General features: G+C 65.7%; 26 protein-coding genes. 11 read left to right on the top strand and 15 right to left on the bottom strand.

Annotated features, from left to right (window positions below):
• Positions 1 to 9 precede the first annotated feature (9 nt).
• Positions 10 to 666 (bottom strand): outer membrane beta-barrel protein, encoded by a 657-nt coding sequence (locus tag VMV82_05860; GenBank protein ID HUY41076.1) that lies wholly within the window; start codon positions 664 to 666, stop codon positions 10 to 12.
• A 118-nt stretch (positions 667 to 784) separates the two neighbouring features.
• Here VMV82_05860 and VMV82_05865 point away from each other — a divergent pair, with 118 nt between their 5' ends.
• The 4 genes from VMV82_05865 to VMV82_05880 all read left to right on the top strand — a co-directional run bounded on the left by VMV82_05865 (position 785) and on the right by VMV82_05880 (position 5,793).
• Positions 785 to 2,338, top strand: coding sequence for an acyl-CoA carboxylase subunit beta (locus VMV82_05865; GenBank protein ID HUY41077.1), 1,554 nt, complete (start codon positions 785 to 787; stop codon positions 2,336 to 2,338).
• Positions 2,339 to 2,349: 11 nt separating this feature from the next.
• Positions 2,350 to 3,045 carry a hypothetical protein gene (locus VMV82_05870; protein ID HUY41078.1) on the top strand — a complete coding sequence of 232 codons (696 nt, stop codon included), beginning with the start codon at positions 2,350 to 2,352 and terminating at the stop codon, positions 3,043 to 3,045.
• Positions 3,042 to 3,809, top strand: coding sequence for an enoyl-ACP reductase (locus VMV82_05875; GenBank protein ID HUY41079.1), 768 nt, complete (start codon positions 3,042 to 3,044; stop codon positions 3,807 to 3,809). Before VMV82_05870 ends, VMV82_05875 begins: the two co-directional genes overlap by 4 nt.
• A gap of 226 nt (positions 3,810 to 4,035) precedes the next feature.
• Positions 4,036 to 5,793 (top strand): acetyl-CoA carboxylase biotin carboxylase subunit, encoded by a 1,758-nt coding sequence (locus VMV82_05880; protein HUY41080.1) that lies wholly within the window; start codon positions 4,036 to 4,038, stop codon positions 5,791 to 5,793.
• Between the two features lies 1 nt (position 5,794).
• Here the strand turns inward: VMV82_05880 and VMV82_05885 are convergent, their stop codons facing one another.
• Positions 5,795 to 6,181, bottom strand: a complete 387-nt coding sequence (locus VMV82_05885) for a hypothetical protein (GenBank protein HUY41081.1) — start codon at positions 6,179 to 6,181, stop codon at positions 5,795 to 5,797.
• Positions 6,182 to 6,231: 50 nt separating this feature from the next.
• Here VMV82_05885 and VMV82_05890 point away from each other — a divergent pair, with 50 nt between their 5' ends.
• Positions 6,232 to 7,830, top strand: coding sequence for a methylmalonyl-CoA mutase family protein (locus tag VMV82_05890; protein ID HUY41082.1), 1,599 nt, complete (start codon positions 6,232 to 6,234; stop codon positions 7,828 to 7,830).
• Complete coding sequence (gene mce, locus VMV82_05895) at positions 7,827 to 8,234, top strand: methylmalonyl-CoA epimerase (GenBank protein HUY41083.1); 408 nt, start codon at positions 7,827 to 7,829, stop codon at positions 8,232 to 8,234. Before VMV82_05890 ends, mce begins: the two co-directional genes overlap by 4 nt.
• A 49-nt stretch (positions 8,235 to 8,283) precedes the next feature.
• Here the strand turns inward: mce and VMV82_05900 are convergent, their stop codons facing one another.
• The 11 genes from VMV82_05900 to VMV82_05950 all read right to left on the bottom strand — a co-directional run bounded on the left by VMV82_05900 (position 8,284) and on the right by VMV82_05950 (position 18,990).
• Positions 8,284 to 9,174: a fatty acid desaturase gene (locus VMV82_05900; protein ID HUY41084.1), complete on the bottom strand. Its 891-nt coding sequence runs from the start codon at positions 9,172 to 9,174 to the stop codon at positions 8,284 to 8,286.
• A 36-nt stretch (positions 9,175 to 9,210) separates the two neighbouring features.
• The gene (locus VMV82_05905; GenBank protein HUY41085.1) at positions 9,211 to 10,797 is read right to left on the bottom strand and encodes a DUF4127 family protein; all 1,587 of its coding nucleotides are present in this window, start codon (positions 10,795 to 10,797) and stop codon (positions 9,211 to 9,213) included.
• Entirely contained in the window at positions 10,794 to 11,678 is an 885-nt protein-coding gene (locus VMV82_05910; protein ID HUY41086.1) for an N-acetylmuramic acid 6-phosphate etherase, read from the bottom strand. The genes VMV82_05905 and VMV82_05910 overlap by 4 nt, the downstream gene beginning before the upstream one ends.
• Entirely contained in the window at positions 11,672 to 12,805 is a 1,134-nt protein-coding gene (locus VMV82_05915) for an anhydro-N-acetylmuramic acid kinase (GenBank protein HUY41087.1), read from the bottom strand. Before VMV82_05915 ends, VMV82_05910 begins: the two co-directional genes overlap by 7 nt.
• The gene (locus tag VMV82_05920) at positions 12,802 to 13,833 is read right to left on the bottom strand and encodes a serine hydrolase (protein ID HUY41088.1); all 1,032 of its coding nucleotides are present in this window, start codon (positions 13,831 to 13,833) and stop codon (positions 12,802 to 12,804) included. Before VMV82_05920 ends, VMV82_05915 begins: the two co-directional genes overlap by 4 nt.
• Positions 13,830 to 14,813, bottom strand: a complete 984-nt coding sequence (gene nagZ, locus VMV82_05925) for a beta-N-acetylhexosaminidase (GenBank protein ID HUY41089.1) — start codon at positions 14,811 to 14,813, stop codon at positions 13,830 to 13,832. Before nagZ ends, VMV82_05920 begins: the two co-directional genes overlap by 4 nt.
• Positions 14,810 to 15,712, bottom strand: a complete 903-nt coding sequence (locus VMV82_05930; protein HUY41090.1) for an ABC transporter ATP-binding protein — start codon at positions 15,710 to 15,712, stop codon at positions 14,810 to 14,812. Before VMV82_05930 ends, nagZ begins: the two co-directional genes overlap by 4 nt.
• Positions 15,713 to 15,794: 82 nt before the next feature.
• Positions 15,795 to 16,106, bottom strand: a complete 312-nt coding sequence (locus VMV82_05935; protein HUY41091.1) for a hypothetical protein — start codon at positions 16,104 to 16,106, stop codon at positions 15,795 to 15,797.
• A 38-nt stretch (positions 16,107 to 16,144) separates the two neighbouring features.
• Positions 16,145 to 16,486 (bottom strand): hypothetical protein, encoded by a 342-nt coding sequence (locus tag VMV82_05940; GenBank protein ID HUY41092.1) that lies wholly within the window; start codon positions 16,484 to 16,486, stop codon positions 16,145 to 16,147.
• Positions 16,461 to 18,749 carry a TonB-dependent receptor gene (locus VMV82_05945; protein HUY41093.1) on the bottom strand — a complete coding sequence of 763 codons (2,289 nt, stop codon included), beginning with the start codon at positions 18,747 to 18,749 and terminating at the stop codon, positions 16,461 to 16,463. Before VMV82_05945 ends, VMV82_05940 begins: the two co-directional genes overlap by 26 nt.
• A gap of 58 nt (positions 18,750 to 18,807) precedes the next feature.
• Positions 18,808 to 18,990: a hypothetical protein gene (locus VMV82_05950; protein ID HUY41094.1), complete on the bottom strand. Its 183-nt coding sequence runs from the start codon at positions 18,988 to 18,990 to the stop codon at positions 18,808 to 18,810.
• Between the two features lie 330 nt (positions 18,991 to 19,320).
• Here VMV82_05950 and VMV82_05955 point away from each other — a divergent pair, with 330 nt between their 5' ends.
• Positions 19,321 to 19,722 (top strand): helix-turn-helix transcriptional regulator, encoded by a 402-nt coding sequence (locus tag VMV82_05955; GenBank protein HUY41095.1) that lies wholly within the window; start codon positions 19,321 to 19,323, stop codon positions 19,720 to 19,722.
• Positions 19,723 to 19,816: 94 nt separating this feature from the next.
• Here the strand turns inward: VMV82_05955 and msrB are convergent, their stop codons facing one another.
• The gene (gene msrB, locus VMV82_05960; GenBank protein ID HUY41096.1) at positions 19,817 to 20,230 is read right to left on the bottom strand and encodes a peptide-methionine (R)-S-oxide reductase MsrB; all 414 of its coding nucleotides are present in this window, start codon (positions 20,228 to 20,230) and stop codon (positions 19,817 to 19,819) included.
• A 61-nt stretch (positions 20,231 to 20,291) separates the two neighbouring features.
• Between msrB and VMV82_05965 the strand changes: the two genes are divergently transcribed.
• The 3 genes from VMV82_05965 to VMV82_05975 are packed head-to-tail and all read left to right on the top strand — an operon-like array spanning position 20,292 to position 23,490.
• On the top strand, positions 20,292 to 21,146 hold the full coding sequence (locus VMV82_05965; protein HUY41097.1) for a transketolase: 855 nt from the start codon (positions 20,292 to 20,294) through the stop codon (positions 21,144 to 21,146).
• Positions 21,139 to 22,152, top strand: a complete 1,014-nt coding sequence (locus tag VMV82_05970; GenBank protein HUY41098.1) for a transketolase C-terminal domain-containing protein — start codon at positions 21,139 to 21,141, stop codon at positions 22,150 to 22,152. The genes VMV82_05965 and VMV82_05970 overlap by 8 nt, the downstream gene beginning before the upstream one ends.
• Positions 22,153 to 22,212: 60 nt before the next feature.
• Positions 22,213 to 23,490 (top strand): Glu/Leu/Phe/Val dehydrogenase, encoded by a 1,278-nt coding sequence (locus tag VMV82_05975; GenBank protein ID HUY41099.1) that lies wholly within the window; start codon positions 22,213 to 22,215, stop codon positions 23,488 to 23,490.
• Here the strand turns inward: VMV82_05975 and VMV82_05980 are convergent.
• Entirely contained in the window at positions 23,479 to 24,144 is a 666-nt protein-coding gene (locus VMV82_05980; GenBank protein HUY41100.1) for a squalene/phytoene synthase family protein, read from the bottom strand. The two genes, VMV82_05975 and VMV82_05980, sit on opposite strands and share 12 nt — an antisense overlap.
• 130 nt (positions 24,145 to 24,274) lie before the next feature.
• Here VMV82_05980 and VMV82_05985 point away from each other — a divergent pair, with 130 nt between their 5' ends.
• Positions 24,275 to 25,198, top strand: a complete 924-nt coding sequence (locus tag VMV82_05985; protein ID HUY41101.1) for a hypothetical protein — start codon at positions 24,275 to 24,277, stop codon at positions 25,196 to 25,198.
• Positions 25,199 to 25,203: the final 5 nt, after the last annotated feature.

Raw genomic sequence — 25,203 nt, forward strand, 5'->3', positions numbered from 1 at the left:
TGCCGCCTTTCAGAGACGGAAGTTCAGCGCCGCCCGATACGTGTTCGACTGTATGTTCGTGAAAGAACGGTGCGAGAAAAACGTATCGCTCGGAACGAACGTCGTGTTGCCGTAATGGTCGTAGAGGTACTCGACGCGAGCGATGACGTGAGGCGAGAATGCGTACTCGAGTCCGCCGCCCGCGTTGTAGCCGCCGAGCGTGTGCGTCTGATCCGACGAATGGCCGGCGAACGGCGCCTGGCCCTGGAGCTGCAACCGGGTGCTGGTCTGGCTCCAGCCGCCGGCAACGAAGAACATCCACGATCCATCGCTGACGCCGAAGCGCGCGCGCACGCGCAAGTTCGTGCCGTCGGAGACGGTATTGATCACCGGATCGGGTGCGTGCGTCAGCGTCGATGACGGCGAGCCGTTCCAGACGCCCGCGTATTCGGCTTCCAGCCCGATGACGGTGGTACCGTGCTGCCAGTTGACGCCGCCCAAGACGCCGCCGACCGAGCCGGATGGGGCCGGATTGAAGCTTACGCCCGAACCGATGATCGAAACGTTTGCGGTCGTCGGCGTACTGCCGACCTGGAGCCCGATATAGGGGCCAGACCAATCCTGAGCAAAGGCGACGCTCGTCGTCATTGCGACGAGAGCAGCGGTTGCGAGCGACCATCGAAACACGAAAGGCTCCTTTCTTTGAAGAAGTACCCTTTCGTGGTTCTTCCGGCAAGCTGCCGCTCCTTCACTTCCACGCGTAGGCAGGGGAGGAGCGGCTGCACGGCGAGGCTTCTTCCTTGGGATGAAGACGCGCGCGCAGCGGTATGCGGAGCTTGCGACAAAGCGAAAGCAGGCCGAAACGCCCGCCGGAGCCGAGGCGGTAGAACGGCAGCACGCGCGCGGTAAGAGAACGGCACGCGAGCGCGTCGAGATGCTCGTCGATCCGGGCTCGTTCACCGAGCTCGACCGGTTCGTCGTCCATCGCACCAGTGCGTTCGGTCTCGACGAAAAGGAGTTTCTCGGCGACGGCGTCGTGACCGGTCACGCGACGATCGCGGGCCGCCGCATCTTCCTCTTCTCGCAGGACTTCACCGTCCTCGGCGGTTCGCTCGGAGAAGCGTTCGCCGAGAAGATCTGTAAAGTCATGGACCTGGCCGTGCGCAGCGGCGCACCGATGATCGGAATCAACGACTCCGGCGGCGCGCGAATTCAAGAAGGCGTCGTTTCGCTCGGAGGCTACGCGGAGATCTTCTGGCGCAACGTCCAGGCGAGCGGCGTGATCCCACAGATCAGCCTCGTCGCCGGGCCCTGCGCAGGGGGTGCGGTCTACTCGCCGGCGATCACCGACTTCATCATCATGACCGAAGCCATCTCACAGATGTTCATCACTGGACCGGACGTCATCAAGACGGTGACGGGGGAGGACGTCAGCTTCGAGCAGCTCGGCGGCGCGACGACCCACGCGACGAAGAGTGGCGTCGCGCATCTCGTCGCAGCCGATGAAGCCGATCTCATGCACCAGGCCAGGCTCTTGCTCTCCTTTCTCCCGCAAAACAACCTCGACGATCCGCCGGTCTACGCCGCCGACGACGACCCGGACCGCGAGGCGCCGGAGCTCGACGAGCTCGTTCCCGACGCGCCGAACAAGCCGTACGACATCCATCGTGCGATCTCGGCGGTGCTCGACGACGGTAACTTCTTCGAAATCGCCCCGCTCTACGCACAGAACATCGTGTGCGGCTTCGGCCGCATCGAGGGACGCAGCGTCGGCGTGGTAGCCAATCAGCCGGACGTGCTCGCAGGCGTGCTCGACATCGCCTCGTCGATCAAAGCGGCGCGCTTCGTGCGATTCTGCGACGCCTTCAACATTCCGCTGCTGACGTTCGTGGACGTACCGGGGTTTCTGCCGGGGGCGGATCAAGAATACGGCGGCATTATCCTTCACGGCGCGAAGCTCTTGTACGCGTTTGCCGAGGCGACGGTGCCGAAGGTTACCGTCATCACGCGCAAAGCGTACGGGGGCGCCTACGACGTCATGGCGAGCAAGCACATCAGGGCAGACGTGAACCTCGCTTGGCCGACCGCCGAGATCGCCGTCATGGGCGCCGAGGGCGCGGTCAAGACCATCTTTCGGCGCGAGATCGCAGCCGCAAAGGACTCGCAGGCGAAAACGCGGGAACTCATCGACGAGTACACGGAGCGCTTCGCAAATCCGTATATTGCCGCGCAGCGAGGCTATGTCGACGACGTCATCGAGGCGCGGCGGACGCGGCCGCTCGTCGCGCGCGCATTGCGCATGCTTGAGAACAAACGCGTGGAACGGCCGAAGCGCAAGCACGGAAACATTCCTCTCTAGGAGCAGTGACCATGACCCTCAGCAGAAAGCAACTTCTCGCCGCCGGCGCCGGCGTCGCGCTCGCCCCCGTGATGGCGGGGTGCGCCGCCGCACCACGCGCGCGTGCGGCCGGCGACCCGCACTTTCAATTCGACGAAGAGCGCTTTGCGGCAATCCTTGCGAAGCCGGCGCAGCATCGGCAGGCGTTCGCCGCGACGGCGCTCGCCAAAGCCACCGTCCTCAACGAGATGGTCGCTTCGATGTACGCGTACGAGATCACGCTCGCGCAGGGCGCAGGAGCGCTCCATGCGGTTGCCGTTTTCTATCACGGCGCGTCGATCGCGCTCGCCGCGAGCGATCGCGTCTGGAACGAGCTGTTGATCCCGGCGCTGCCGCATTTGCCGTCATCGTGGAGAGCCGAATTCGACGAGGCGGGCGCTCGGGCGGGGCGCGGCAATCCGTACCTGCACCGCCGCCGGTCGATGGCGATCCAGGACGATGCGTCGATCGAAGCGCTGACATCGCGCGGATGTACGTTCTTCGTCTGCAACAACGCGCTCTCGGGTACGGCCGATACCATTGCAGAAGGGTTGCATCTGCGGCCGGCTGACGTCTACGGGCGTCTTCTGCACGGTCTCGTTCCAGCAGCGTTGGCGGTGCCCGCCGGCGTCATGGCGATCAACGCCTGCCAAGAGGCGCACTTCACGTATTTGCAGGCCTCGCTGTGAGCCTGCTCCAAGGAAAGCGCGCGCTCGTCACCGGTGTCGCCAACCGCTGGTCGATTGCGACCGGCGTCGCGCGAGCGCTGCACGAGCACGGAGCGCAGCTCGCACTCACCTATCAGGGCGAGCGCGTGCGCGATGAAGTCGAAAAACTCGCATCCGAGCTCGGCGCCGCACCGACCTTCCCGTGCGACGTCGCGAGCGACGAATCGCTGCAAGGCCTCGCCGCCTCTCTCGGTACCATCGACGTGCTCGTTCACTGCATCGCCTATGCGAACAAAGAAGATCTCGCCGGCAAGGTGTACGATACCTCGCGGGCGGGGTACGCGCTCGCGCTCGACGTCTCGGCATATTCGTTGATCGCGCTCGTTTCGGCGCTGCGCTCCCGACTCGCTGACGGCGCGAGCATCATGGCGCTCACCTATCTCGGCGCAACGAGCATCGTTCCGAACTACAACCTGATGGGCGTCGCGAAAGCGGCACTCGAGGCGGAGGTGCGCTATCTGGCCTACGATCTCGGCGAGCGCGGCATTCGCGTGAACGGGATCTCCGCGGGACCGATCAAGACCGCGAGCATGCGGCAAGTCGGAGGCGCGACCAAGATGCTCGACGTGGTCCCGAAGATCGCGCCGTTGCACCGTAACGTAACCGCCGAAGACGTCGGGAAGACCGCGGTGTACTTGGCGTCGGACCTTTCCAGCGCGGTCACGGCCGACGTGCACTTCGTCGACGCGGGATTCCATGCGATGGGGATGTACCCGCCGGAGTGATGCCCCCTGAAGCGCTGGTCTTCGAAGGTCCGCAGCCCAGCCGGGAGGAGGCAGTAGCAATCGCTGTTGCCATCGGCGCGCTCATCGTGCCTGGACGGGACGGGCGCTCCGGAGCCGAGCGTACGCATGTTCAGCGAGGCGCAGGAGCGTCCGCCCCGTCAAGGCACGGTGAGAGTGCGTGGCGCCGGGCGATGCTCGACAGCATCCTCGACTGCCACCGAGTTCCGTGTTTCGACGAGTTCTGATCGCGAATCGCGGCGAGATCGCGGTTCGCGTCATTCGGACGGCCCGAGAGATGGGCATCGCCTGCGTCGCAGTCTATTCGGAGGCCGATCGGGACGCGATGCACGTGCGCATGGCAGACGAATCCTACCTGCTGGGACCGGCCACCCCGGAGCAGAGCTATCTCGACGTCGACCGGCTCATCGAGGTTGCGCGGCGCGCATGCGCGGACGCCGTCCATCCCGGGTACGGATTCCTCGCGGAGAATGCCCACTTCGCGCGCCGCGTCGTCGCCGAGGGTTTGACGTGGATCGGTCCGCATCCCGATGCGATCGACGCAATGGGCGACAAACTGCGCGCGCGCCGCGCGATGGAAACCGCCGGCGTTCCCTTCGTGCCGGGGGGCGTCGAGCCGCTCGCCGATGCTGCCGCGGCACGAGAGGCCGCCGAGCGCTACGGATTGCCGCTGGCACTCAAGGCTTCGGGCGGCGGCGGCGGCAAAGGGTTGAAAGTCGCGCGAACGTTCGACGACATCGACGCAGCGTTCTCCACTGCAACGCGCGAGGCGCAGGCGTACTTCAAGAATCCGACGGTATATGCAGAGCGCTACCTCGAGAACCCCAAGCACGTAGAGCTGCAAATCCTCGCCGATAAGCACGGCACGACGCTCCACGTGGGAGAGCGCGACTGCTCCTTGCAACGCCGCCACCAGAAACTCTGGGAAGAGGCGCCGGCCGACGTCTGCGAGAGCGTGCGCTCCGGCATCCGCGATGCCGGGCTTCGCGCGGCCCGCGCGATCGCGTATGACTCGGTCGGAACGATTGAGTTTCTCGTCGACGGTGACGCGTTCTATTTTCTCGAGATGAACACGCGCATTCAGGTCGAGCACACGGTAACCGAGATGATCAGCGGGCTCGATCTCGTTCGCGAGCAGATTCGCGTCGCCGCGGGCGAGCCGCTCGGATACGCTCAGGATGCCGTCCGTTTCTTCGGCTGGGCGATCGAGGGGCGCGTCAATGCCGAGGACCCATATGAGGACTTTCGCCCGGCTCCGGGCACGATTCTCGCCTATCGCGAGCCCGGTGGGCCCGGCGTCCGCGTCGACTCCGCAGCCTTCGCCGGCTTGCGCATCACGCCGGAGTACGATTCGCTGATCGCAAAGCTCGTCGTGTGGGCGCCGTCGCGCAGCGAAGCGATCGCGCGCCTGAGGCGCGCGATCGGCGAATATCGTATCGAAGGGGTCCCGACGACGCTACCGATCCTGCGCGCGCTCTGCGAACACGAGGCCGTGCGCGACGCAACCTACGGCACGGCAACGCTCGAGGCATTCGCCCAGGCGCTTCGCTTGCAGCGTGCAGCCGCGCCGCACGGCGAGGCCGCGACTCCCACGTTCGCGATGCCCGCGAGCGTTCACGAGGAGGACGACACGATTGCCGTGGAAGTCGACGACAAGCTCTACCGCGTGCGTCTTCCGTCTCTCGGGCGGCCCGCGGGCCTACCGAAGGCGCCGCGTGTGGATACGAGCACGAGCACCGCGAAGGCTGCGACCGGCGACGAGATTCGCTCGCCCATGCACGGCGTCGTCGTCGAGATCTCCGTGTCGCGAGGAGAGCGCGTCGCAGTAGGGCAGGTCGTCGCAGTGATCGAGGCGATGAAAATGATGAACGAGATACGCGCGCATCGCGCGGGAACTGTGAAGGCGGCACATACCGCCCCCGGCGCGACGGTCGAGTCGAACGCGCCTCTGCTGACGATCGAGTGAGCTACCGAATCAGCACGATGCGATCGGCGACGAAGGCTGGCGCAGTCCAGTTCCTGCGCACCCAGTAGCCGTCGATGGCGACGCGCATTCCCGCAACGAGCGTCAGACCCGTCGGTAGGATCACCGTCCCATCGTGCAGATGCACGGAAATCCGATTGCCGCGAGCGTCGAGCACGAGAAAGTAGGGAACCGAGTACGAGACGACGCCGCGAAGATGAAAACCAGTTACCGGCGGCGCGACCTGCGGTCCTCGATGCTGCCCCGGAGCAGGCGGCGGTTGCTGCTGCCCGCCGACGTCGGGCGGAGCGGGCGGATACTGCTGCGCGAGCGCCGGAGATCCGACGACGAGTACCGCGAGAAGCGCGACGGGCACGAACTTCGAGATCATCGAGGAGTCTTCGGCGAGGCCTTCGCACAGCCTCGCGGAACCAACCGGCCATGGCCGACATGCCCGAGCCGCGTCGAGTGCGGGAGAGCAACGGATCCAGCATCCCTCTGCATGCCGTCTACGATGCAGTCGACGAACCGCGCGACCTGGGCGAGCCCGGCGAGTTTCCGTTTGCGCGCGGCATCTATCCGACGATGTACCGGGGTCGCCTGTGGACGATGCGCCAGTACGCGGGTTTCGCAACTGCGGCTGAGTCGAACGCGCGCTATCGCTACCTGCTTGAGCGCGGACAGACCGGGCTCTCGGTTGCCTTCGACCTTCCGACACAGCTTGGCTACGACTCCGATGCACCGCAGGCGCGCGGAGAAGTCGGAAAGGTGGGCGTCGCCATCGACTCGATCGCCGACATGGAGACGCTGCTCGACGGCATTCCCTTGGATCGCGTCACGATCTCGATGACCATCAACGCCCCGGCGACGATTCTGCTGGCACTGCTTCTCGCCGTCGCGCGGCGCCGCGGCATCCCCTATCGCGCGCTCGGCGGAACGATCCAGAACGACGTCCTCAAAGAATATGTCGCGCGCGGAACGTATATCTATCCTCCGGTGCCGTCGCTTCGTCTCGTGACGGACGCCATGAGTTATTGCGCGCGCGAAGTACCGCAATGGAACCCGATATCGATCTCGGGATATCACATTCGCGAGGCCGGCTCGACGGCGGTCGAAGAGATCGCTTTCACGCTCTCCAACGGCAAGGCGTACCTGCAGGCGGCGCGCGAGGCGGGCATCGCGCTCGAATCGGTCGCTCCCCGCATCTCCTTTTTCTGGAACGCGCACAACGACTTCTTCGAGGAAGTCGCAAAGTTCCGCGCAGCGCGGTATCTTTGGGCCTACATCGTCCGCGACGAGTTCGGCTGCGCGGACGCTGCATCGCAGCGCCTGCGCTTCCACACGCAGACGGGCGGGTCGACGCTCACGGCGCAGGAACCCGACAACAACGTCGTGCGGGTAGCGCTCCAGGCGCTCGCCGCGGTTCTTGGCGGTACGCAATCGCTGCATACCAATGGGAAAGACGAGGCCTTCGCGCTCCCGACACAGGAGAGTGCGAAGGTGGCGCTCAGAACGCAGCAGATCATCGCCTACGAGAGCGGCGTCGCCGACGTCGTCGACCCGCTGGCCGGCTCCTACTACGTCGAATCGCTCACCAGCGCATTGATCGAGAAAGCGCGGGCCCTCGTCGCTGAGGTCGACGCTCTCGGCGGCGCGGTCGCCGCGATCGAGAGCGGCTGGATGCAGCGCCGCATCGCCGATTCCGCCTACGCCGCGCAGCAGGCGATCGAGCGCGGTGACGCGCGCGTCGTAGGCGTGAACCTCTTTGCCGAAGACGCGTCGTCGCCGCCTCCGCCCCTGCAACGCATCGACGAACGCGTCGAACGAGAGCAGATCGAGCGTTTGCGCGCCTTCCGGGCATCGCGCGACGCGACGCAGGTTCGAGCACGCCTCGAAGAGCTGCGGCGCGCCGCAGGCGTACGCGAAAACCTCATGCCGCACTTCGTGGAGGCAGTGGATGCGGGCGCGACGCTCGGCGAGATCAGCAACGAGCTGCGTGACGTCTTCGGCACGTATCGCTCCAACGAGGGTTTCGGGTGACGGGCTCGTGGCCGATCGACCATATCGCAATCGTCGCGGACGACCTCGACGCAACGATCGCACTCTACACCAAGCGCCTCGGCTTTCGGCAGCTCTACCGGGAGATCGTCGCTGATCAAGGCGTCGAAGCTGCGGGCTTGCAAGCCGGTGAGTCGGTCATCGAGTTACTGCGCGCGCTCGACGAACACTCGGCCATTGCGCGCTACCGCGGCGACGCGCCGACAAAACTGCACCACGTCGCCTACCGCGTCGAGAACCTCGAAAGCACGCTCGCCGAACTGAAAGCGAACGGCATTCGCCTCATCGACGAATCGCCGAGGCGCGGCGCTCAAGGAAAGCGCATCGCCTTCCTCCACCCAGCATCGACGGCCGGCGTGTTGATCGAGCTCTGCGAGCCCGAATGAGTTTGAGGCTGCCCGAATGACGGCGGGCGACTGACCCTTCTTCAGTTCCTCAGCGAATCGAGCGAACGGTGCGCCGCACGAATACGGGCTGGAACGCAAAGCGCTCCATCATCGCTTTGGTGGGAACGCGTACGCGATCCGCCAGCCGCAACATCTGCAAGACCTTGATATGCCACCAGGTCATGTCGATCTCGAACCACGCAAGCCCATGGCGCGCGGAGAACGGGAACGCATGATGGTTGTTGTGCCAGCCTTCCCCGAACGAGACCAAGGCGACCCACCAGGAGTTCGTCGACCGGTCATCGGTCTTGTAGGTCCGATAGCCTGCCCAGTGCGACGCGCTGTTCACGAACCACGTCGTGTGATACGTGTACACCAGGCGTACGAAGACGCCCCAGAATACCCACGACCATCCCCCGATCGCGAGCAACACGAGCGCGAGGGCCACTTGCAGCGGAACCGACAGGTACGAAAGCGCTCGGTAGTATGGATCGGCGACCAAATCGGGACAATGGCGCGCGCGCTCCTCTTTCGACGGAACGTAACGGTTCTTCACGATGAGCCACTTGATGTGCGCCCACGTGAACCCGCGACGCGTCGTATGCGGATCGCCCGCGTGATCGGAGTGGGCGTGATGGACGCGATGCGTCGCCACCCACTCGATGGGCGCTCCTTGCATCGCGAGCGTCCCGACGGTCGCGACGATATGTTCCAGAGGCCATCGCAAGCGTAAGCTGCGATGGGTGAGCGTTCGATGGTAGCCGAGCGTCACGCCGATCGCGCCGGTCACATACGCGAGGACGGCGGCGGCGGCGACCGCCTGCCACGAGAAGAATGCCGGAATGACGGCCAGGAGCGCGCAGACGTGAATTGCCGCAAGCGCTACGCCGTTCGTCCAGTTGGGCCTGCGAGCCCAGAGGCGTCGCTTTGCAAGTTGCATGGAGATTTATGGTCTATTCCCCGAAAGAAGCGGAAATCATCTCCCCACGACGTCGGGAGCGAGGCCAACCTCGATTTTCGTCTCGAAGGTACGGTCCCACGGCAGCGTGATGCGCATGGCCGCTATATGATATCCGGGATATAATTGCGTTAAGATTCCTTGCGCGTCATTCCAGAGCAAGGCCCGATTCTCTTGGGCGACGGCTGCAGCGCTCGGCGGCAAGAGCAGCATACGGTCGATATTCTGCGCTTTGAGCTGCGCATTCAATAGAGGCCGCACCTCGACGTGATAGGCGTAATCGTCGGTAAACCGCATGAAGGTGAACTCCTTGTGCGCCAAGGCATCGTACCTTCCCGAGCGCCGGCCGACGCCTGCGGCGACCGCCTCGGCAAGCGCCGTTCCTACCGTATTGGCATTGGTGTTCCAAGAGGCATACGCGTCGAGCCGCCTGGCGACGCCATCGGCGAGAATGCGCCGGGCGAAGGCGCCCTGATCGGCATATCCAGGGTTCCCTCCGCCCTCCAGAAACGTGATGTCTGCGAGTGCGACGGAACGCCCTGCCGTTTCGTCGGCACGCATCGCGCTCACGAAAGCATCGTCCTGCACCGCCGAGGTCGCGGGAACGCGCACGTAAAGCACGATCTCGGGGTTTTCGTCGGTCTCGACGCCTCCGCAAAGCGCGATGAGCCGTGCGATCGCCACGGAAACGGGAGCATACTCGAGCGGGTCCTGAGCGAGCGCTCCTCCGGGCGTGGAGTAACGCACCGCAACACGCGGCTGCCAGTGGACGCTGCGCGCCAGGGCGTGCGCGACGAGGGCCATTCCCAGCTCGTCGGCGCCGGGCTCGATCGCGACCCGCTGCGCAGCGTTGTCGGAGGCGATGTCGCCTTCAAGCGCTACACGATCCGGGACGTCGATGCCGATCGGTCCGGCATCGTCCTGACCGAGCACGAGCAGATCGAGCGCCGAAGAAGGCGCAGCAGCCTTCGCCACCCACAATCGGTCAACGGCGAGATCGCGCGCGCGATCCGCCACGTACTCGTCGAATGCAGAGCCGGCTAGCGCGCGGAGCTGCTCGGCACGCGCCTGCTCGTCGGGCAAGAGCGGATCGTGGAGCTTGGCGTACTTCCACAAGTACTGCCACGTCGCACCCGATGCAAAATACGGCTGCCCGGGCCCGATTGCCGGTATTCCCGTCGGCGCGAGCCGCATGATGGTGCCGAAGGCGGCAAACCACGCTTTGGGCCGACGATCGCGCAGCCGTATGACGTCGCGCACGCGATAGTAGGCGTCGTCGTAGGTCGTGCCGGGAACCCGCGATGCGAGAAGCCCTCCGTAGACGAGCATGTCGGTAGAGAGCACGTACGCGCTCGCGTTGCGCGGCGCGCGCGCGTTCAGCCAAGCGACGATTGCGTCCGGGGAGCCTGGCTCCAAGTAATGGCCGAGCAGCGCATGCGGCGGCGTGACGACGCTGCGCCCGGCGATGCGCCCAAGCAACACCGGAAGCTGCAGCGTCACCGGCCGGTCGTCCATCGAGACGAAGACGATCGGGCCGCCCGGCGTCGCAGCGGCCGGCCCAGCCGAGAGCGCAAGCGCGGCCATCAACGCGAGCGCGAACTTCACAACGCCTCACGCAGCCGGCCGCGTGCGCGCTCGAGCGTGCGACGCGCCGTCGCGGCATCGACGCCGTGACGCGCCATCACGACGGCAACTTTGACGCTCCCGTCACACGCGGCGAGGAGCGTCGCGGCGCGCGCCTCGTCGACGCCGGCGATACGGCAGACGAGCCGTCGCGCGCGTTCCGAGAGCTTGCGGTTGGAGGCGACGACGTCGACCATGAGATTCCCGTACACTCTGCCGAGCAGGACCATCGCGGCGGTGGAGATCGCGTTCAGCACGACCTTCTGCGCCGTCCCCGCACGCATCCGCGTCGAGCCGGCGACCGGCTCGGCTCCCGTGTGAAGCACGATTGCGCGCTGCGCGGCGGCAGCAAGCGCGGACCGGTCGGTGTTGACGATTGCAACCGTGAATGCGCCGCGCGCACCCGCGGCCGTCACCGCTGCGATCACGAAGGACGCACCGCCGGCGGCAGAGAGCCCGATCACCACATCGCCCGCATCGACGTCGCGCACAGCCTCTTCGCCTGCCCGCGCATCGTCTTCCGCGCCCTCGACCGCCCGCACGAGTGCGCTCGCTCCACCGGCGAGGTGCGCTCGGACGAGCCCGGGCTCAACCCCGAACGTCGGCGGCATCTCCGCAGCATCGAGCATCGCCAGCCTTCCGCTCGTTCCGGCCCCGACGTAGTGCAGCCGACCGCCGTCCTCCAAACGGCGAACGATCTCGTCGACGACGCCTGCAATTTCGTGCCGCCGCGCGAAGACCGCCTCGACGGCACCGCGTTGCGCTTCAATCAAGAGTGTGACGAGCGCGTCGGAGGAGAGAGCGTCGAGATCGGTACTGCGCTCGTCGACGGCCTCCGTCTCGGGAAGGTCGTCGCTTAGCACTCTGCCTCGACGCGCGCGAGCAGCGCGCTCAACTCGTACGGAGCGATGGAGCCGAGCGCGACCGGCGTGCGCGCTCCCGTCGCGCGAGGAACGTTCGCGCAACGCCCACGTAGCGTTTCGTAGCCGAGCACGGCGAACGCGACGGCTTCCTTTGCATCCGGCGAGATGCCCATCGCATCCGAGCGTTCGACGCGCGAGCCGGAAAGCCGCGCCGCAAGGCGCGCCAGCAACGCTGGATTGTTCGCACCCCCGCCCGAGACGATCACGCGCGCGCGCGGCGGCGCGTACGCCGCTATGTCGTGGGCAACGGTCGTCGCGGTGAGCTCCGTGAGGGTAGCGGCCGCGTCCTCCGTCGAGAGGTGCTCGAGCGCGCGATGCGCCGCGAGAAAGTGCTCCCCGAAGCGCTCGCGCCCCGTGCTCTTCGGCGGCGGTAGAGCGAAGTACGGATCCGCCAGCATCGCCGCGAGCGTACCTTCGTCGACGCGTCCTCGCGCTGCGAGTGCGCCGTCTTCGTCGAAGCGCTCGGTGCCATGCGTGCGCGCTCGCACGAGCGCGTCGACCAGCATGTTGCCGGGGCCCGTATCGAATGCAACGATCTCCTCGCTTCCCTTCGGCAGGACCGTGATGTTCGCAATGCCGCCGACATTCAACGCCACGCGATCTTCGTTCTCACTCTGGAAGAGGAGCGCATCCACATACGGGACGAGCGGGGCGCCATGACCGCCCGCCGCGCAATCCGCGCTGCGAAAATCGTAGCAAACGCTCGCACGGACGGCTTCGCGGATTGCAAAGGCGTCGCCGAGCTGCAGCGTGATCCCGCGGCCGCCGTCGTGAAAGACGGTCTGCCCGTGTGAGGCCACGTAGTCGGCGCGCTCCCCGTTCAAAACCGCGCACGCCGCCCGCCCGAAGGCCTCGCCGAGGCGATGATGGAGCTCGGCGGCCTCGGCAAAGCTTCCGCGGTTCGGCGGAAGCGCGCGCGCGAGCGCGGTGAAGAGATCGTCGTCGAAGGCATGGGTCGCGAATCGCATGACTTCAATTGTGTAGCGCGCGCCGCGCGGGTGAATCCGCACGAGAGCCGTGTCGATGCCGTCGAGCGACGTGCCGCTCATCACTCCGACGGCGATCACGACAGCTCCGACGCTGCGGTTTCGCAGAAGGCGGCACGAAGATCGCGGGTATCGTTGCGACCGAAGTAGACGCCGTTCGTCAGCAAGACGCATTGGAGGTCGCGCTGCGGGTCCGCCCACACGCACGTGCCGACGAAGCCCGTGTGGCCGAAGCTCCTCGGCGAGAAGAGCCGTCCGCAGGAGTTCTCGTCGGTCGTCTTGAGAGCCCAGCCGAGGCCGCGCCGCAACACGGGATCCCATGCTTGCTCGCACGTTGCCTCCGCTACCATCGAAGGCGGCAGCAGGCTGCTGGAACGGCCACGAAGCGGGCCGAGATAGGCTTCCGCCAGCCACGCGACGTCCGCCGCGCTTGCAAAGAGACCGGCGTGTCCGGCCACGCCGCCCATGAGATATGCCTTCTCGTCGTGGACATAGCCCTGAACGCGTCCGCGCCAGCCGTCGTCTTCAGTCGCGGGTATCGACCCACGCTCGCCCGCGCTCGGGCGGAAGGCCAGGTTCGGCCGCGCGAACGCGTGCGCGACGACCGACGCGAGCGAGCGTCGGTGGAGGCGTTCGAGCAGCATCCCAACAGCGATGAATCCGAGGTCGCTGTAGATCACCCGCTCGCCGGGCCGCGCCGAGAGCGGCTCGCGAATCGTAAACTCTTCGACGTTGTGGTCGAGCAGGAGGCGGTAATCCGCGCCGGAGTTCATGCCGGAGTCGTGTGCCAGCAGCATGCGCAGCGTGATCGCGGCATGCGGCGTTTCGCGCCACTCGGGAAAGAGGTCCTGGAGACTTGCGTCGAGAGCGATGCGCTCGTCGGAGACGGCGCGCAGCGCCAAGGTCGCCGTGAAAAGCTTCGTCAGCGACGCAAGGTCGAAGCGCGTGTCGGCAAAAACCGCCCGCGCTTGCGCGTCCGTTCGCGTAACGCCGTACGCGCGCTCGAAGCGCAGCCGCCCGGCATGCTCGATTCGCGCCACGGCCGCCGTGAACGCGGTGCCGCACGCCTCACGCAGCAGCGCGTCGACCCCAGCGAACGCCCGGCTCATATCGGCAGCGGCGGCTGCAGCTGCGAGCGCAGTCTTTTGAGCCGCCCCGACGCCTCTTGCAGGCGCTCGAGCGCGAGATCCCCGTCTTTCACCGCGCGCACGACCCGCTGCGCGATGGTAACGGCGAGCGTCGGATCGTGGCTCACCGTGACCGCGTCGGCCCCGGCACGCAGCGCGCGCCACGCCCCCTCGGCGCTTCCGTACTCGTTCGCGATGGCTGCCATCTGCAGGCAATCGGTGAAGCAAACGCCGCCGAACCCGAACTCCTCGCGCAGCAAGGTCGTGAGGATGCGCGGCGAGAGCGTCGCCGGATACTCGGAATCGAGCGCGGCAACGACGACGTGAGCCGTCATCATCGCCCGAGCGCTCGACGCGACCGCTGCGAACGGAACGAGATCGCGCGACCGCAGCGTGCTCTCGTCGAGTGCGATGACGGGCAAGCCATGATGTGAATCGGTCGCCGTCGCTCCGTGCCCGGGAAAGTGCTTGTACGTTGCCACGACTCCGCCGCTCTCGAGTCCGCGGGCGAACGCGCGCGCCGATTCGGTGACGACGTGCGGATCCGAGCCGAACGAACGATCTCCGATGACGGTATTCCTCGGATCGACCGCAAGATCCAAGACAGGCGCGAAGTCGAGATTGCACCCCGCACGGCGAAGGTCGTCGGCGCAGCGGGCGCCGATTCGCTCAGCCCGCGCCGCATCGCCACCGATCTCCGCGGCCGAAGGCATCGGCGCGACGCCTTCGCGCAAGCGCATGACGCGGCCGCCCTCTTGATCGATCGCCAGAATCGGCGCGAGATCGTACCGGGCGCGCAACCGGTCGGTCAGCGCTCGAAGCGCACGGAGCGACTCGGTGTTACGATCGAAGAAAATGAAGCCGCCGAACGGGTAGGCGCTCCAGCGCGCGTCGCACGCGTCCTCTTCACGCACGCCCGTCACGACGACCGACGCAGCGAGGTCCGATAACGAGGCGCTCACGGAATCGCCGCTCCGCTCGTCGCATCGAATCGCCGTACGTGATCTGCCGGAAAGTGCAGCGCAACCACGTCTCCGCGCGCATAGGTACGCTCGACCGGAACGCGAGCAGAGACGAGGCCGCGATTCGTTCGCACGTGCACGTACGCATCGGCACCGACGGATTCCCAGCGCTCGACCGGGCCGCGTAGCGAGCCGTCCGCCACGACGCACACCCGCTCGGGACGAATTCCCACGATCCATGAGCCGTCGCGCAAGACGTTCATCGGCGGAACGCCCACAGCGGATGCCGCTCGCAGCGTTGCAGGCGCATCGTAAACGCGTTGCGGCGGACCGCAGTCCTCGAGATGCCCGTCGACCAAAACCGCCAGCACGTCGGCGATCATCATCGCCTCGGCGTGGTCGTGCGTCACGTAGACCACGGGGCCGCCGAAGCGACCGCGCAGATCGCGCATCGCGTCGCGAACGCGCCCCCGCAGCGCTGGGTCGAGATGTGCCAGCGGCTCGTCCAGCAAGAGCGCGAGCGGATCGGAAAGAAGCGCGCGTGCGAGCGAGACGCGTTGCCGCTCGCCACCGGAGAGTTCCCGCGGCCTTCGTTCCAGGTGGACCTCGACGTGCAGAGCGACCGCAATCTGCTCGACGCGCGAGGGGGGAGCACCGCGACGCAACGCAAACGCAAGATTCTCGCGCACGCTCATCGTCGGAAAGAGCGCGTCGTCTTGAAACACTAACGCGATGCGCCGCAGCCGGGCGGGGAGAGCATCCAGCGCACTGCCGTCGAGTACGACCTCGCCGCGCTGTGCCGCGAGCAAACCGGCAACCACGCGAAGCAGCGTGCTCTTCCCGGCTCCCGAAGGTCCCACGACCGCCAGCGTCGATCCCGCGGCGACGGAGAAGCTCACGCCGTCGAGTGCGGCGCGCGCGCGCGGCGCGCGCGCGTATGCGAATGCGAGATCCGCAACGTATAGGCCGGGCTCGCAGGGACTAGCGAATGGTGATGATCTGTGCCACGATTCGGCCTTGGATGACGCTCGCGTCGATTTCAACGTAGCGTCCCGGCCGAATGTCTGTAATCGTCGCGTAGCCGCCGGGCGTGTCGATGTCCGTGCTCGGCGTGACCACGACAGTCCGGACTCCCTCGCCGGTCCGAACGACGATGATCGCGTTCATATAGTCTACGCTGACGACCCGTCCTGAGACGTGCGCCTCGTGCGGACTCCGGTCGCTGCGAGCGACCGCGGGCAGGAGCGGAACGACCGCTGCGAGCAGGCAGGCGGCAAAGATGCGGCGGGTCATGATCCAATTCGCGTAACGTAGCAGAGCAAGCATTCGTTTCACGTGCCATCCGGAGAACCTTCCAGCTCGGACGCGTACTCCCGCCGCGCGACGGCCGCATCCGAACCTCCCGCGCGAACGCGCTCGACGAGCGCGCGCAGGCGTCGCACGGAAGCGTCATCCGCGCGTCTTCCGGCGAGGACGAGGCGCAGCGCGAGCACGGCGAGCTGGGGCGTACGTGGCCCGAGCACGCGCATCCCCTCATAAAACGGGCGCGCGGCGTCGTTCGGCGGCGGATGCGCCAGCAGAGACGTGACGAGCCCGGGCAGAGAGCCGTCAGGGTCGAGAAGCTGCGCGTCGATCAGCGCGGCGGCCTTACCGCCGGGCAGTAACGATGACACGGAAACCCGTCGGCTCGACCGCGTACAGGTTGGTTGGAATCTCGCCGCCTGCACCGCTGTACGCTACGCCGTGGCCCAGGAGGGTGAACTTTCCGGAGACGGCGTTCGTGAGATTGGTGCCGGCGACGCTTATGTCGATCGCACCCACGGCGCGTCCGAAGGCAGCGTTGACGATGCCGAACGGTGCGGCGTTCAGCTCGTTGTTGCGCCCGCGATAGATCCCGTTCAGCGCGGCGTGCCAAGCCCCGCGTCGCCAGGTGGCATCGAACGACGCTTGCTGCTGAGGAATATCGAGAAACTGCTCGCCGTTGACGAGGCTTCCGCCCGACGTCGGATTCGAAACGGTCGGAGGCAAATTCTCCGGATATGCGACGTTCACGCCGTACGACAACCGCGCGGTGAAGTCGCCGAATCGGCGGGTCGCACGAATCTCCCATCCTTCATAGACCGCGTCTCCGACGTTGATCGGATACTCGACGCACGGCGGCGAGCCGCTCGAACACGCGCCCGACGTCGCCCGAGCCAGGGGATAGACGTTTTCGATCGGCTGGCGCAGGTTGGTCCGATAGACGGACGCGTCGAGCTGAGCGTCGGCGAGGCGCTTCGAATACCCTAGCTCGTATTCGGTTGCGCGCTCCGGCTGTTCGTTCGGATTCCCTTGGCCGACGTACACCCCGTTGACATCGCGCGGAAGGGCCGCCAGCGGAAAGACGTACCGCTCGACGAGCAAGGGCGCCCGGAATCCCGTCCCGACCGACGCGTGAAGCGCCGACGACGACCCGAGATCGTATGCGATGCCTAAGCGACCGTCAAGGCTCGTTCCGAAGGTCGAGTAATCCGAAAGATACGCGCCGCCCTCGAGGTGGACGCGCTCCACCGGCGATATCTCGCCGCGCGCGAAGTAACTGTGCATCTCCTGCGTGAGCGTCGTCCCGATAAAATCGCCGAAGAGCGACTCATGGCGAACGTAACCGCCGAACGCGACGACGTAATCGTCCCCGTCGCGCTCCCACGAGAGTCCGAGGTTTCCGCGACGGTCGGTGTGCGTCACGTCGTACGGCGAGATGCCCGAGCCCGTAAAGCTAAGGCTGTCGTCGTCGGCGCTTGCGTCGGCAACGACCGTTCCCGCACCGAGCGGAAAACGCGCGCGAAGATCGTACGCGCGCAGATCTTGGCCAAAAACGGCATTTCCCGGACCGACGAAGTACGCTCCCGGCCCCTGGGCGTTTGGGAAGACGGGCGCGTTCTCGCTCCCGCTCATGTCCCGCAGGTCGCCCAGCGTGAAGATGCGCAACGCCACGTCGGAGCGTTGCGACAGATTCTCGTCGAGGTTCAGCAGCGCCGAACGCTGGGTCGACGTCGATCCAAGATGCACGGCCTTCGGTCCGAGGCATCGCGAGCCGGCCGCGAGCGCCGCGTCGTAACCTCCCGCACAGAGCGTGACGCCCTGGTCGACATAGCCGTCCGCGTGCGTGTCGTCGAGGGCGAGCGCGTACCCGAGGCTTCCTTGCGTTCCCGTCGCGTTCGTCCAAACCTCGCTTCTGCCAAACGACCCGAGCGATGCGGAGAGGGCCGCATGCGCTTGCAGCGTCGGGCGCAGCGAGAAGAGGTTCACCGCTCCTCCGAAGGTGTTGCTTCCCTGGAGGTCGATCGGCCCGAGCCCTTCGCTGATCTCGATTCCGCTGAACGCCGATGCTGGAAGCTGCGAGACGTCGACGTCGCCCGTATTGCCGTCATTGAGGATCTGACCGTCGAGCATCACCAGCGTCTCCGACGGGTCGGGGCCGCGCAGCGCGATGGGGACCGGCGCCGTCGATGCGCCTCCGTCGGGGCGAGCAAACGTGACCGACGGAACGTCGGCCAATGCTTGGATCACGCGATCGAAGCCGAGTTGGTCGATCTGTGCGCGCCCGATCTCGATGTTCGGTACGAACTGGTGAACGTTCGTCAGCGCGCCGTTGACGCGAACGGTCCCGATCGTTCGTAGCGCGGGCGTGTCGGCTACGACGAGCCCGACGTCGATCCGCTGATCCCCGTCGACCGCGATCGGCCCCACCTCGACGCTACGAAAGCCCTGCGCGACGACGACGAGCGTAACCGGCCCGGGAGGTGTCTGAATCGAAAACGTGCCGGTCGCGCCGGTCCGAGCGTGCACCGTCGCGCGCCGCTCGAGGATGGTCACCGACGCGCCTGCGACCGAAGCCCCGGAGACGGCGTGCACGTAGCCGTGCAGCAGACAGCACGTCGCGATCAGAAAGCCCACTCGCGGATACTACGCATAGAAGGACGCGGGGCCTGCGAGGCCGCTATGAGATCGGCCGTTAGCGGCGTTGGTCTTGATCGAGGAGGTCGGAGAGCCGCCACGCGCATTCGGCGGTGAGATCGCGCAGATCGAGCAGCACCTCCAGCAAGAGCGCTTCGTGCGCGCGCTGCGTCGCCGCTTCTGCGTATGCGCTCTCGATTGCTTCGCGTGCGCGCGGCGACTGCCCGAAGCGTCTCATCACGGCTCTCGCGACTTTCGAAGGTCCAGCAAGAGAATGTCGTCGGACGAACAGCCGCAGTGATGCGCGATCCGACGCAAAATGGTTGCGGACGGCACCATCCTTCCGCGTTCGTACTCGCTCCACGTGACGGGATGGATTCCGACGGCGGCAGACGCCTGCTTCTGCGTCTCGCCTCGCAGGACACGCCACTCCCGTAGAGTCCGTGCTTTGGCCATGAGTTCGAGCATACTATAGGGCTTTTGGCCATGTCTCGCAATTGCTTTGGCGAGATTCATTCCTGTAAGTTTGCCCTTTCACTAAAAGACCGGTGGAAAACTTAGCGAATCGACTATGATGCCTAAGAAGCGCGCCCGTCGCGGCGACACGTTTCCCAAAGAGCTCGGCGCGAATATCCGCCTCTGGCGCGAAGAGCGCCGCCTCACGCAGCGCGAGCTGAGCGCCGCGGCGCGGTACGATCTCGCGCAGCTCTCCTCCGTCGAAGGTGGGAAGGCGGTTCCGCGCGCGGATGCGCTTCGGCGCATCGCCGACGTTCTCGACGTCTCCCTCGATCGGTTGTGCGGGCGCCCGTCGTTCACGGCGGGTGAAGCGGAAACGGGATCACGTTCTGCCGATCGGTTGCTCTCCGTCGGAAACATCGCGATTGCGGAGGAACTACGTGATTTGCGCCGGCGCCTCGAACGGATGGAAGCGTGGCGCGTGAGCCGTACAGCACGGCCTCGAAGCAGCACATAGCAAAGGCAAGACGGTCGCATTCATCGTTGTACATACGCTCATCATGGCGCGCTGACGTGCCGACTGTATGGCACTACGATGACGCAAGTTTTCGCTACTGCTCGGGCGTGAAGTTCAAGGCCAGCGAGTTGATGCAGTAGCGCGTGTTCCGCGGTCCCGGTCCGTCGTCGAAGACGTGGCCTAGATGTGAGTCGCAGCGCTTGCAACGCACTTCGATGCGGTGCACTCCCAAACTGTCATCGTCGACGAGCCTGACGTTCTCTTGTTGTTCCGGATGCGTGAAGCTCGGCCAGCCGCAATGCGATTCGAATTTCGCCTCCGACGAGAAGAGTGCGGCGCCGCACGCTCCGCATCTATACGCGCCCTCCGCATCCACGTCGAGCAGCGCCCCGGTGAACGGCCGCTCCGTACCGGCTCGACGCAGCACGCGATAGCGCTCTTCGCCAAGCTCGGTCCTCCATTGCTCTTCCGGCTTCACCACCGCAGGATTCGCATCTCCATGCTCCATCGTTGCCTCCTTCGCCATCGGCCCTGAAGGGCTTGTCGGGGAGAAGCCGGTATTGCGCCGCATGGCTCTCTCCCCCGAGCGCGTCACGGAGCTGAAACTGCGCGCCAACGACGTACGCCAAGGCATCATTCGCGCTCTGCTCTCCGCAGGGTCCGGTCATTCCGCCGGACCTCTCGACATGGCGGACGTCTTCGCGGCGCTCTACTTTCATCTCTTGCGGCACGATCCGAAGAGCCCCGGCTGGCCAGAGCGCGACCGGCTGCTGCTCTCGTGCGGACACATCGTGCCCGTGCAGTACTCGGCCATGGCGTATGCGGGATACTTCCCCGTCGACGAGCTGCTAACGCTGCGCAAGTTCGGAACGCGTCTCCAGGGCCACCCTGAACGCGTCCGGTTACCTGGCACCGAGACGACCTCCGGACCACTGGGCGAAGGGCTCGCGCAAGGCGTCGGCATGGCGCTCGCCGCAAAGACCGACGGGAAGTCATGGCGCGTCTACGTCGTGACGTCCGACGCGGAGCATCAGTGTGGTCTCCACTGGGAAGCCATGCTTACCGGCGCCAAGTTCAAGCTCGACAACCTCATCAGCATCGTCGATCGCAACCTCATCCAGATCGACGGCAGCACGGAGGACGTCATGCCGCTAGAGCCGCTCGCCGACAAATACCGCGCCTTCAACTGGGAGGTCTTCGAGTGCGACGGCAACGATATCGTCGCCTTCATCGATACCGTGGAACGCGCTCAGCGAGTCACGGGCAAACCCTCGGTCGTCATCGCGCACACCGTGCCCGGCAAAGGCGTCTCGTACATGGAAGGCGACTACACGTGGCATGGCAAGCCGCCGAACAGCACGCAAGCAGACGTCGCGCTGAACGAGTTGGAGGCGGAGCGGACGAGGATTTTAGCCCATGCGTAGCACGGCTCCGCAGAGCGACGCCGCGTCCATGCACCTCGTAGCGCGCCGCGACGCCGCCACCCTCGAGCAGGTGCCGACGCGCAACGGTTTCGGCGAAGGACTGATCGAATCCGGCAGCCGCAATCGCAACGTCGTCGGGATTTGCGCCGACCTCTCCGAATCGACGCGCATGGAGGGCTTCAAGAAAGCGCATCCAGATCAGTACTTCGAGATCGGCGTATCGGAGCAAATGCTCGTCGCGCTGGCGGGCGGCCTCGCGGCTTGCGGAAAGATCCCGTGGATCGCGTCGTACGCGATGTTCAATCCTGGTCGATCGTGGGAGCAAGTGCGCACGATCATGGCGCTCAACGAAACGAACGTGAAGATCGCAGGCGCGCACGCGGGCGTCTCCGTGGGACCCGACGGTGCTACACACCAGGCGATCGAAGACATCGCGATCATGCGCGTGATCCCGCACATGCGCGTCGTCGTGCCGTGCGATTCGATTCAGACGAAGAAAGCGACGCTCGCGCTCTCCGAGACGTGGGGACCGGCGTATCTGCGTTTCGCACGCGAGAAATCTCCGGTCATCTCGACCGAGGCGACGCCATTCGAAATTGGAAAGGCGCAGATCTTTCGCAATGGATCCGATGCCGCGATCGTTGCGTGCGGAATCCTCGTCTACAACGCGCTCGTCGCGGCGGACGAGCTCGCCGAAGAGGACGGCATCGAGTGCCGCGTCCTCAACAACCACACCGTCAAACCGATGGACGACGCTGCGATCCTCGACGCCGCGCGCGCGTGCGGCGCGGTCGTCACCGTCGAGGAGCACCAAATCCACGGCGGTATGGGCTCGGCGGTCGCGGAGCTGCTCGCGAGCAAACACCCGGTGCCCATCGAGTTCATCGGCGTCAACGACACCTTCGGGCAATCCGGCGACCCCAAGGAACTCATCGAGCACTACGGCATGGGCGCCGCCTCGATCAAAGAAGCGGTCCACCGAGCGGTGAAGCGCAAGCCGAGATAGTGCGCCGCCTTCGGTGAGCGCTGAGAAGGCCCGAGCGAGCCACCAGGCTAAGTCGGGCGCATGACGACTTCAATCGACCGTTCCGCAGTTCAGGCACAGCAAAATGTCTGGGAGATGGCGCAACAGCAGCTCGACGAGGTGGCGCGCCTCATCGGTCTCACCGAAGGTATCCATCTCTTTCTTCGTCAGCCCAAGCGCGTGCTCGAGGTTTCCGTGCCGGTGCACATGGACGACAAACGCATTCGCGTCTTTACCGGCTACCGCGTTCAGCACAACATGGCGCGCGGCCCCGCCAAGGGCGGCATCCGCTTCCACCCCGACGTGAGCCTCGACGAGGTCAAGGCACTCGCCATGTGGATGACGTGGAAATGCGCACTCGTGAACATTCCGTTCGGCGGTGCCAAGGGAGGGGTGATCTGCGATCCCAAGGCGATGTCGATGCAGGAGCTCGAGCATCTGACTCGTCGTTTCACGACTGAGATATCGATCATCATCGGCCCCGAGAAAGACATCCCGGCGCCCGACGTCTACACGACGCCGCAGATCATGGCATGGATCATGGACACGTACTCGATGCAGAAGGGGTATTCGATTCCCGGCGTCGTCACTGGGAAGCCGATCGCAATCGGCGGATCGCTCGGACGCGATAAAGCGACCGCTCGCGGCTGCCTCTATATCGTCGACGAAGCGATGCAGGAGCGTAAGCTGCCGATCGAGGGCGCGCGCGTCGCGATTCAGGGCTTCGGCAACGCCGGCATGCACGCGGCAACGCTCATGGGCGAGCGCGGATATCGGATCGTCGCCGTTTCCGACTCGCGCGGGGGCGTCGCGAATCCGAAGGGGCTCGACGTGCGCGGCCTTGTCGCGCACAAGACCGAGACGGGTTCCGTGGTGGGCTTCGGCGGCGGCGACGCGATATCGAACAAAGACGTGCTCGAATGCGATTGCGAGGTGCTCGTTCCGGCGGCGCTGGAAAAGGTCATCACGGCTCAGAACGCACCCAAGATTCGCGCGAAGATCGTCGCCGAAGCCGCAAACGGTCCCACGCTTCCGGAGGCCGACGCGATTCTTCACGATCGCGGCATCATGGTACTTCCCGACATTCTGGCAAACGCCGGCGGCGTTACCGTCTCGTACTTCGAATGGGTCCAGGATCTGCAAGAGAATTTCTGGGAAGAAGACGAGATCAACGCACGACTCAAGCAGAAGATGACGCGCGCCTTCCGTGAAACGCAGGAGCAGGCGGAGCGGCACGGCGTGGACATGCGCACCGGTGCCTATGCGGTCGCGGTCGAGCGCGTCGCGGAAGCGACAAGACTCCGGGGACTATATCCGTAAGCGTGTGAGTTTGCGCTCGTAGAGCTTCGCCGCCGCGATGACGGCGAGGCGCGAGCCGAGATCCGGAAGCCGGCGCGCCAAGATGCCGGCTTCCTTATAGTACGTGCGCGCACGCGCAATGACGTCGTCCGACGACAGCACGCCGGGAAGGTAGTTGCGCCCGATCTCCCGATCCTTTCCGAGGTCGCGCAGAATATTCGTGAGCTGCAGCGCGATGCCCAAGCGCTCGGCACGATCGAGTGCGTCCGCGTCACCGGCCCCGAGAATCGCCATCGCGCACCGCCCGACCGTGCCGGCAACGGCTGCGCAGTATGCCTCGAGTGCCTCGGGCGTATCGCAGACGACGCCGTCGACCTCCGCACGGCAGGCCGCAATGAGCCGAAGCGCATCCTTGCTTTGGATGGGAAAGCTGGCGAACGCGTCGCGCACGGCGGGAAACCACGCATCGTCCGCTTCGTGGCCGGGATCGCGAATACGCTCGACGGTGAGCGCGATCGCATCGAGCTTGCGACGGCGCTCGTCGCCGGTGGCGTTCCCTTCGTCTGCAACGTCGTCGACCGTACGAAAGAGGCCGTAGACCGCTTCGACGGCTTGGCGTTTGGCACGCGGCAAGAGGCGCGTAGCAAGAAAGAAGCTCTTCGCCTCTCGTTTCAAAATTGCACGGCACCAACGCCGGCTCTGTGCGATGGTGATTGACCCTTCTCCCTTGGATTCACCTTGAACGGGCTCGCGGTGCAGCCCTGCCCGGGGGATGGTACTGCGCCATCGCAGAACGGCTTGGGTGATGAAGCCGCAGATCCCCGAGGGTTCGAACTCGGGCGGACGTTACGTGTCCGACGTTCTCGAAGGGTTGCTCGGTGCCAGCGAGACGAGGGCCGCGCTGCGTGCGTATTGCGTCGCGATGCTCGACGACGTCGGGCAGCCGCTCTCCTCGCAGCTCGAATCGATCGCGGCGTACGTCGGCGGAAAGTGCATGGGCTATCCGGCGGTGTGGTTTCTAGAATGTCTGCTTGCCGAAACGGGCACCACGCGCGAAGCGCTCATCGAACGAGCGCGAGCCACGATCGCCGTGAGCCTCTCGACGTCGATCGTCGACGACCTCGCCGACGGTGACGAGCCTTTCAGCTCGGCGTATTTGGCCTTCCTCTACGTCTTGATCGGCCACGCCGCATTCGTCGATTGTGCGCCGGACGCGCGCGCGTCCTCGGAGCTGTACCGCGCGCTCGAGATCTGCCTCAACCCCCATGCGTCGATCGCAAGCGATGCCATCGTACGGCGTGGAGAGCGCATCGGCGCCTTCTTCCGGCTCATTGCTGGTTCGGTGCTCGACGGCCTGTGGCCGGAGGAGCGCGTGCGCGTCGCCATCGCCGCCACCGGTGCGTTCGGAGAGATTTGCGCGCACATCGACGACTGGATGGATGCCGAGCGCGACTTCGCACGCGGCGTCGAGGACAACGTCGTCTTGGTCCTTCTTCGAGAACGTGTCGCGCCACAACGCCCAACCGCGAGCGACATCGCCAGGAACCGCGCGTGGCTGCGCGATGCGCTGGGCGCCATGCTCATGAGGCGCGTCACCGAGATCGCCGGGATGCTGAAGCCGTTAGAGACGCACTACGCTATCGACGCGTTGAGCCGGGTTCTGCTCCGGCTCCCAGCCACGCTCGATCAGATCCCGTTCCGCTCCAGAACCGTGCTGCGCAGCGTGTAGGACGC

It is taken from the genome of Candidatus Dormiibacterota bacterium, from assembly GCA_035532035.1.
In the GTDB taxonomy this organism is placed as follows: Bacteria; Vulcanimicrobiota; Vulcanimicrobiia; order Vulcanimicrobiales; family Vulcanimicrobiaceae; genus Tyrphobacter.

Coding starts and splice junctions, on each gene's coding strand:
- VMV82_05865 (HUY41077.1), top strand. CDS start 785: ATGAAGACGCGCGCGCAGCGGTATGCGGAGCTTGCGACAAAGCGAAAG.
- VMV82_05870 (HUY41078.1), top strand. CDS start 2,350: ATGACCCTCAGCAGAAAGCAACTTCTCGCCGCCGGCGCCGGCGTCGCG.
- VMV82_05885 (HUY41081.1), bottom strand. CDS start 6,181: ATGATCTCGAAGTTCGTGCCCGTCGCGCTTCTCGCGGTACTCGTCGTC.
- VMV82_05890 (HUY41082.1), top strand. CDS start 6,232: ATGGCCGACATGCCCGAGCCGCGTCGAGTGCGGGAGAGCAACGGATCC.
- VMV82_05900 (HUY41084.1), bottom strand. CDS start 9,174: ATGCAACTTGCAAAGCGACGCCTCTGGGCTCGCAGGCCCAACTGGACG.
- VMV82_05920 (HUY41088.1), bottom strand. CDS start 13,833: ATGAGCCGGGCGTTCGCTGGGGTCGACGCGCTGCTGCGTGAGGCGTGC.
- VMV82_05935 (HUY41091.1), bottom strand. CDS start 16,106: ATGACCCGCCGCATCTTTGCCGCCTGCCTGCTCGCAGCGGTCGTTCCG.
- VMV82_05955 (HUY41095.1), top strand. CDS start 19,321: ATGATGCCTAAGAAGCGCGCCCGTCGCGGCGACACGTTTCCCAAAGAG.
- msrB (HUY41096.1), bottom strand. CDS start 20,230: ATGGAGCATGGAGATGCGAATCCTGCGGTGGTGAAGCCGGAAGAGCAA.
- VMV82_05965 (HUY41097.1), top strand. CDS start 20,292: ATGGCTCTCTCCCCCGAGCGCGTCACGGAGCTGAAACTGCGCGCCAAC.
- VMV82_05970 (HUY41098.1), top strand. CDS start 21,139: ATGCGTAGCACGGCTCCGCAGAGCGACGCCGCGTCCATGCACCTCGTA.
- VMV82_05975 (HUY41099.1), top strand. CDS start 22,213: ATGACGACTTCAATCGACCGTTCCGCAGTTCAGGCACAGCAAAATGTC.
- VMV82_05985 (HUY41101.1), top strand. CDS start 24,275: ATGAAGCCGCAGATCCCCGAGGGTTCGAACTCGGGCGGACGTTACGTG.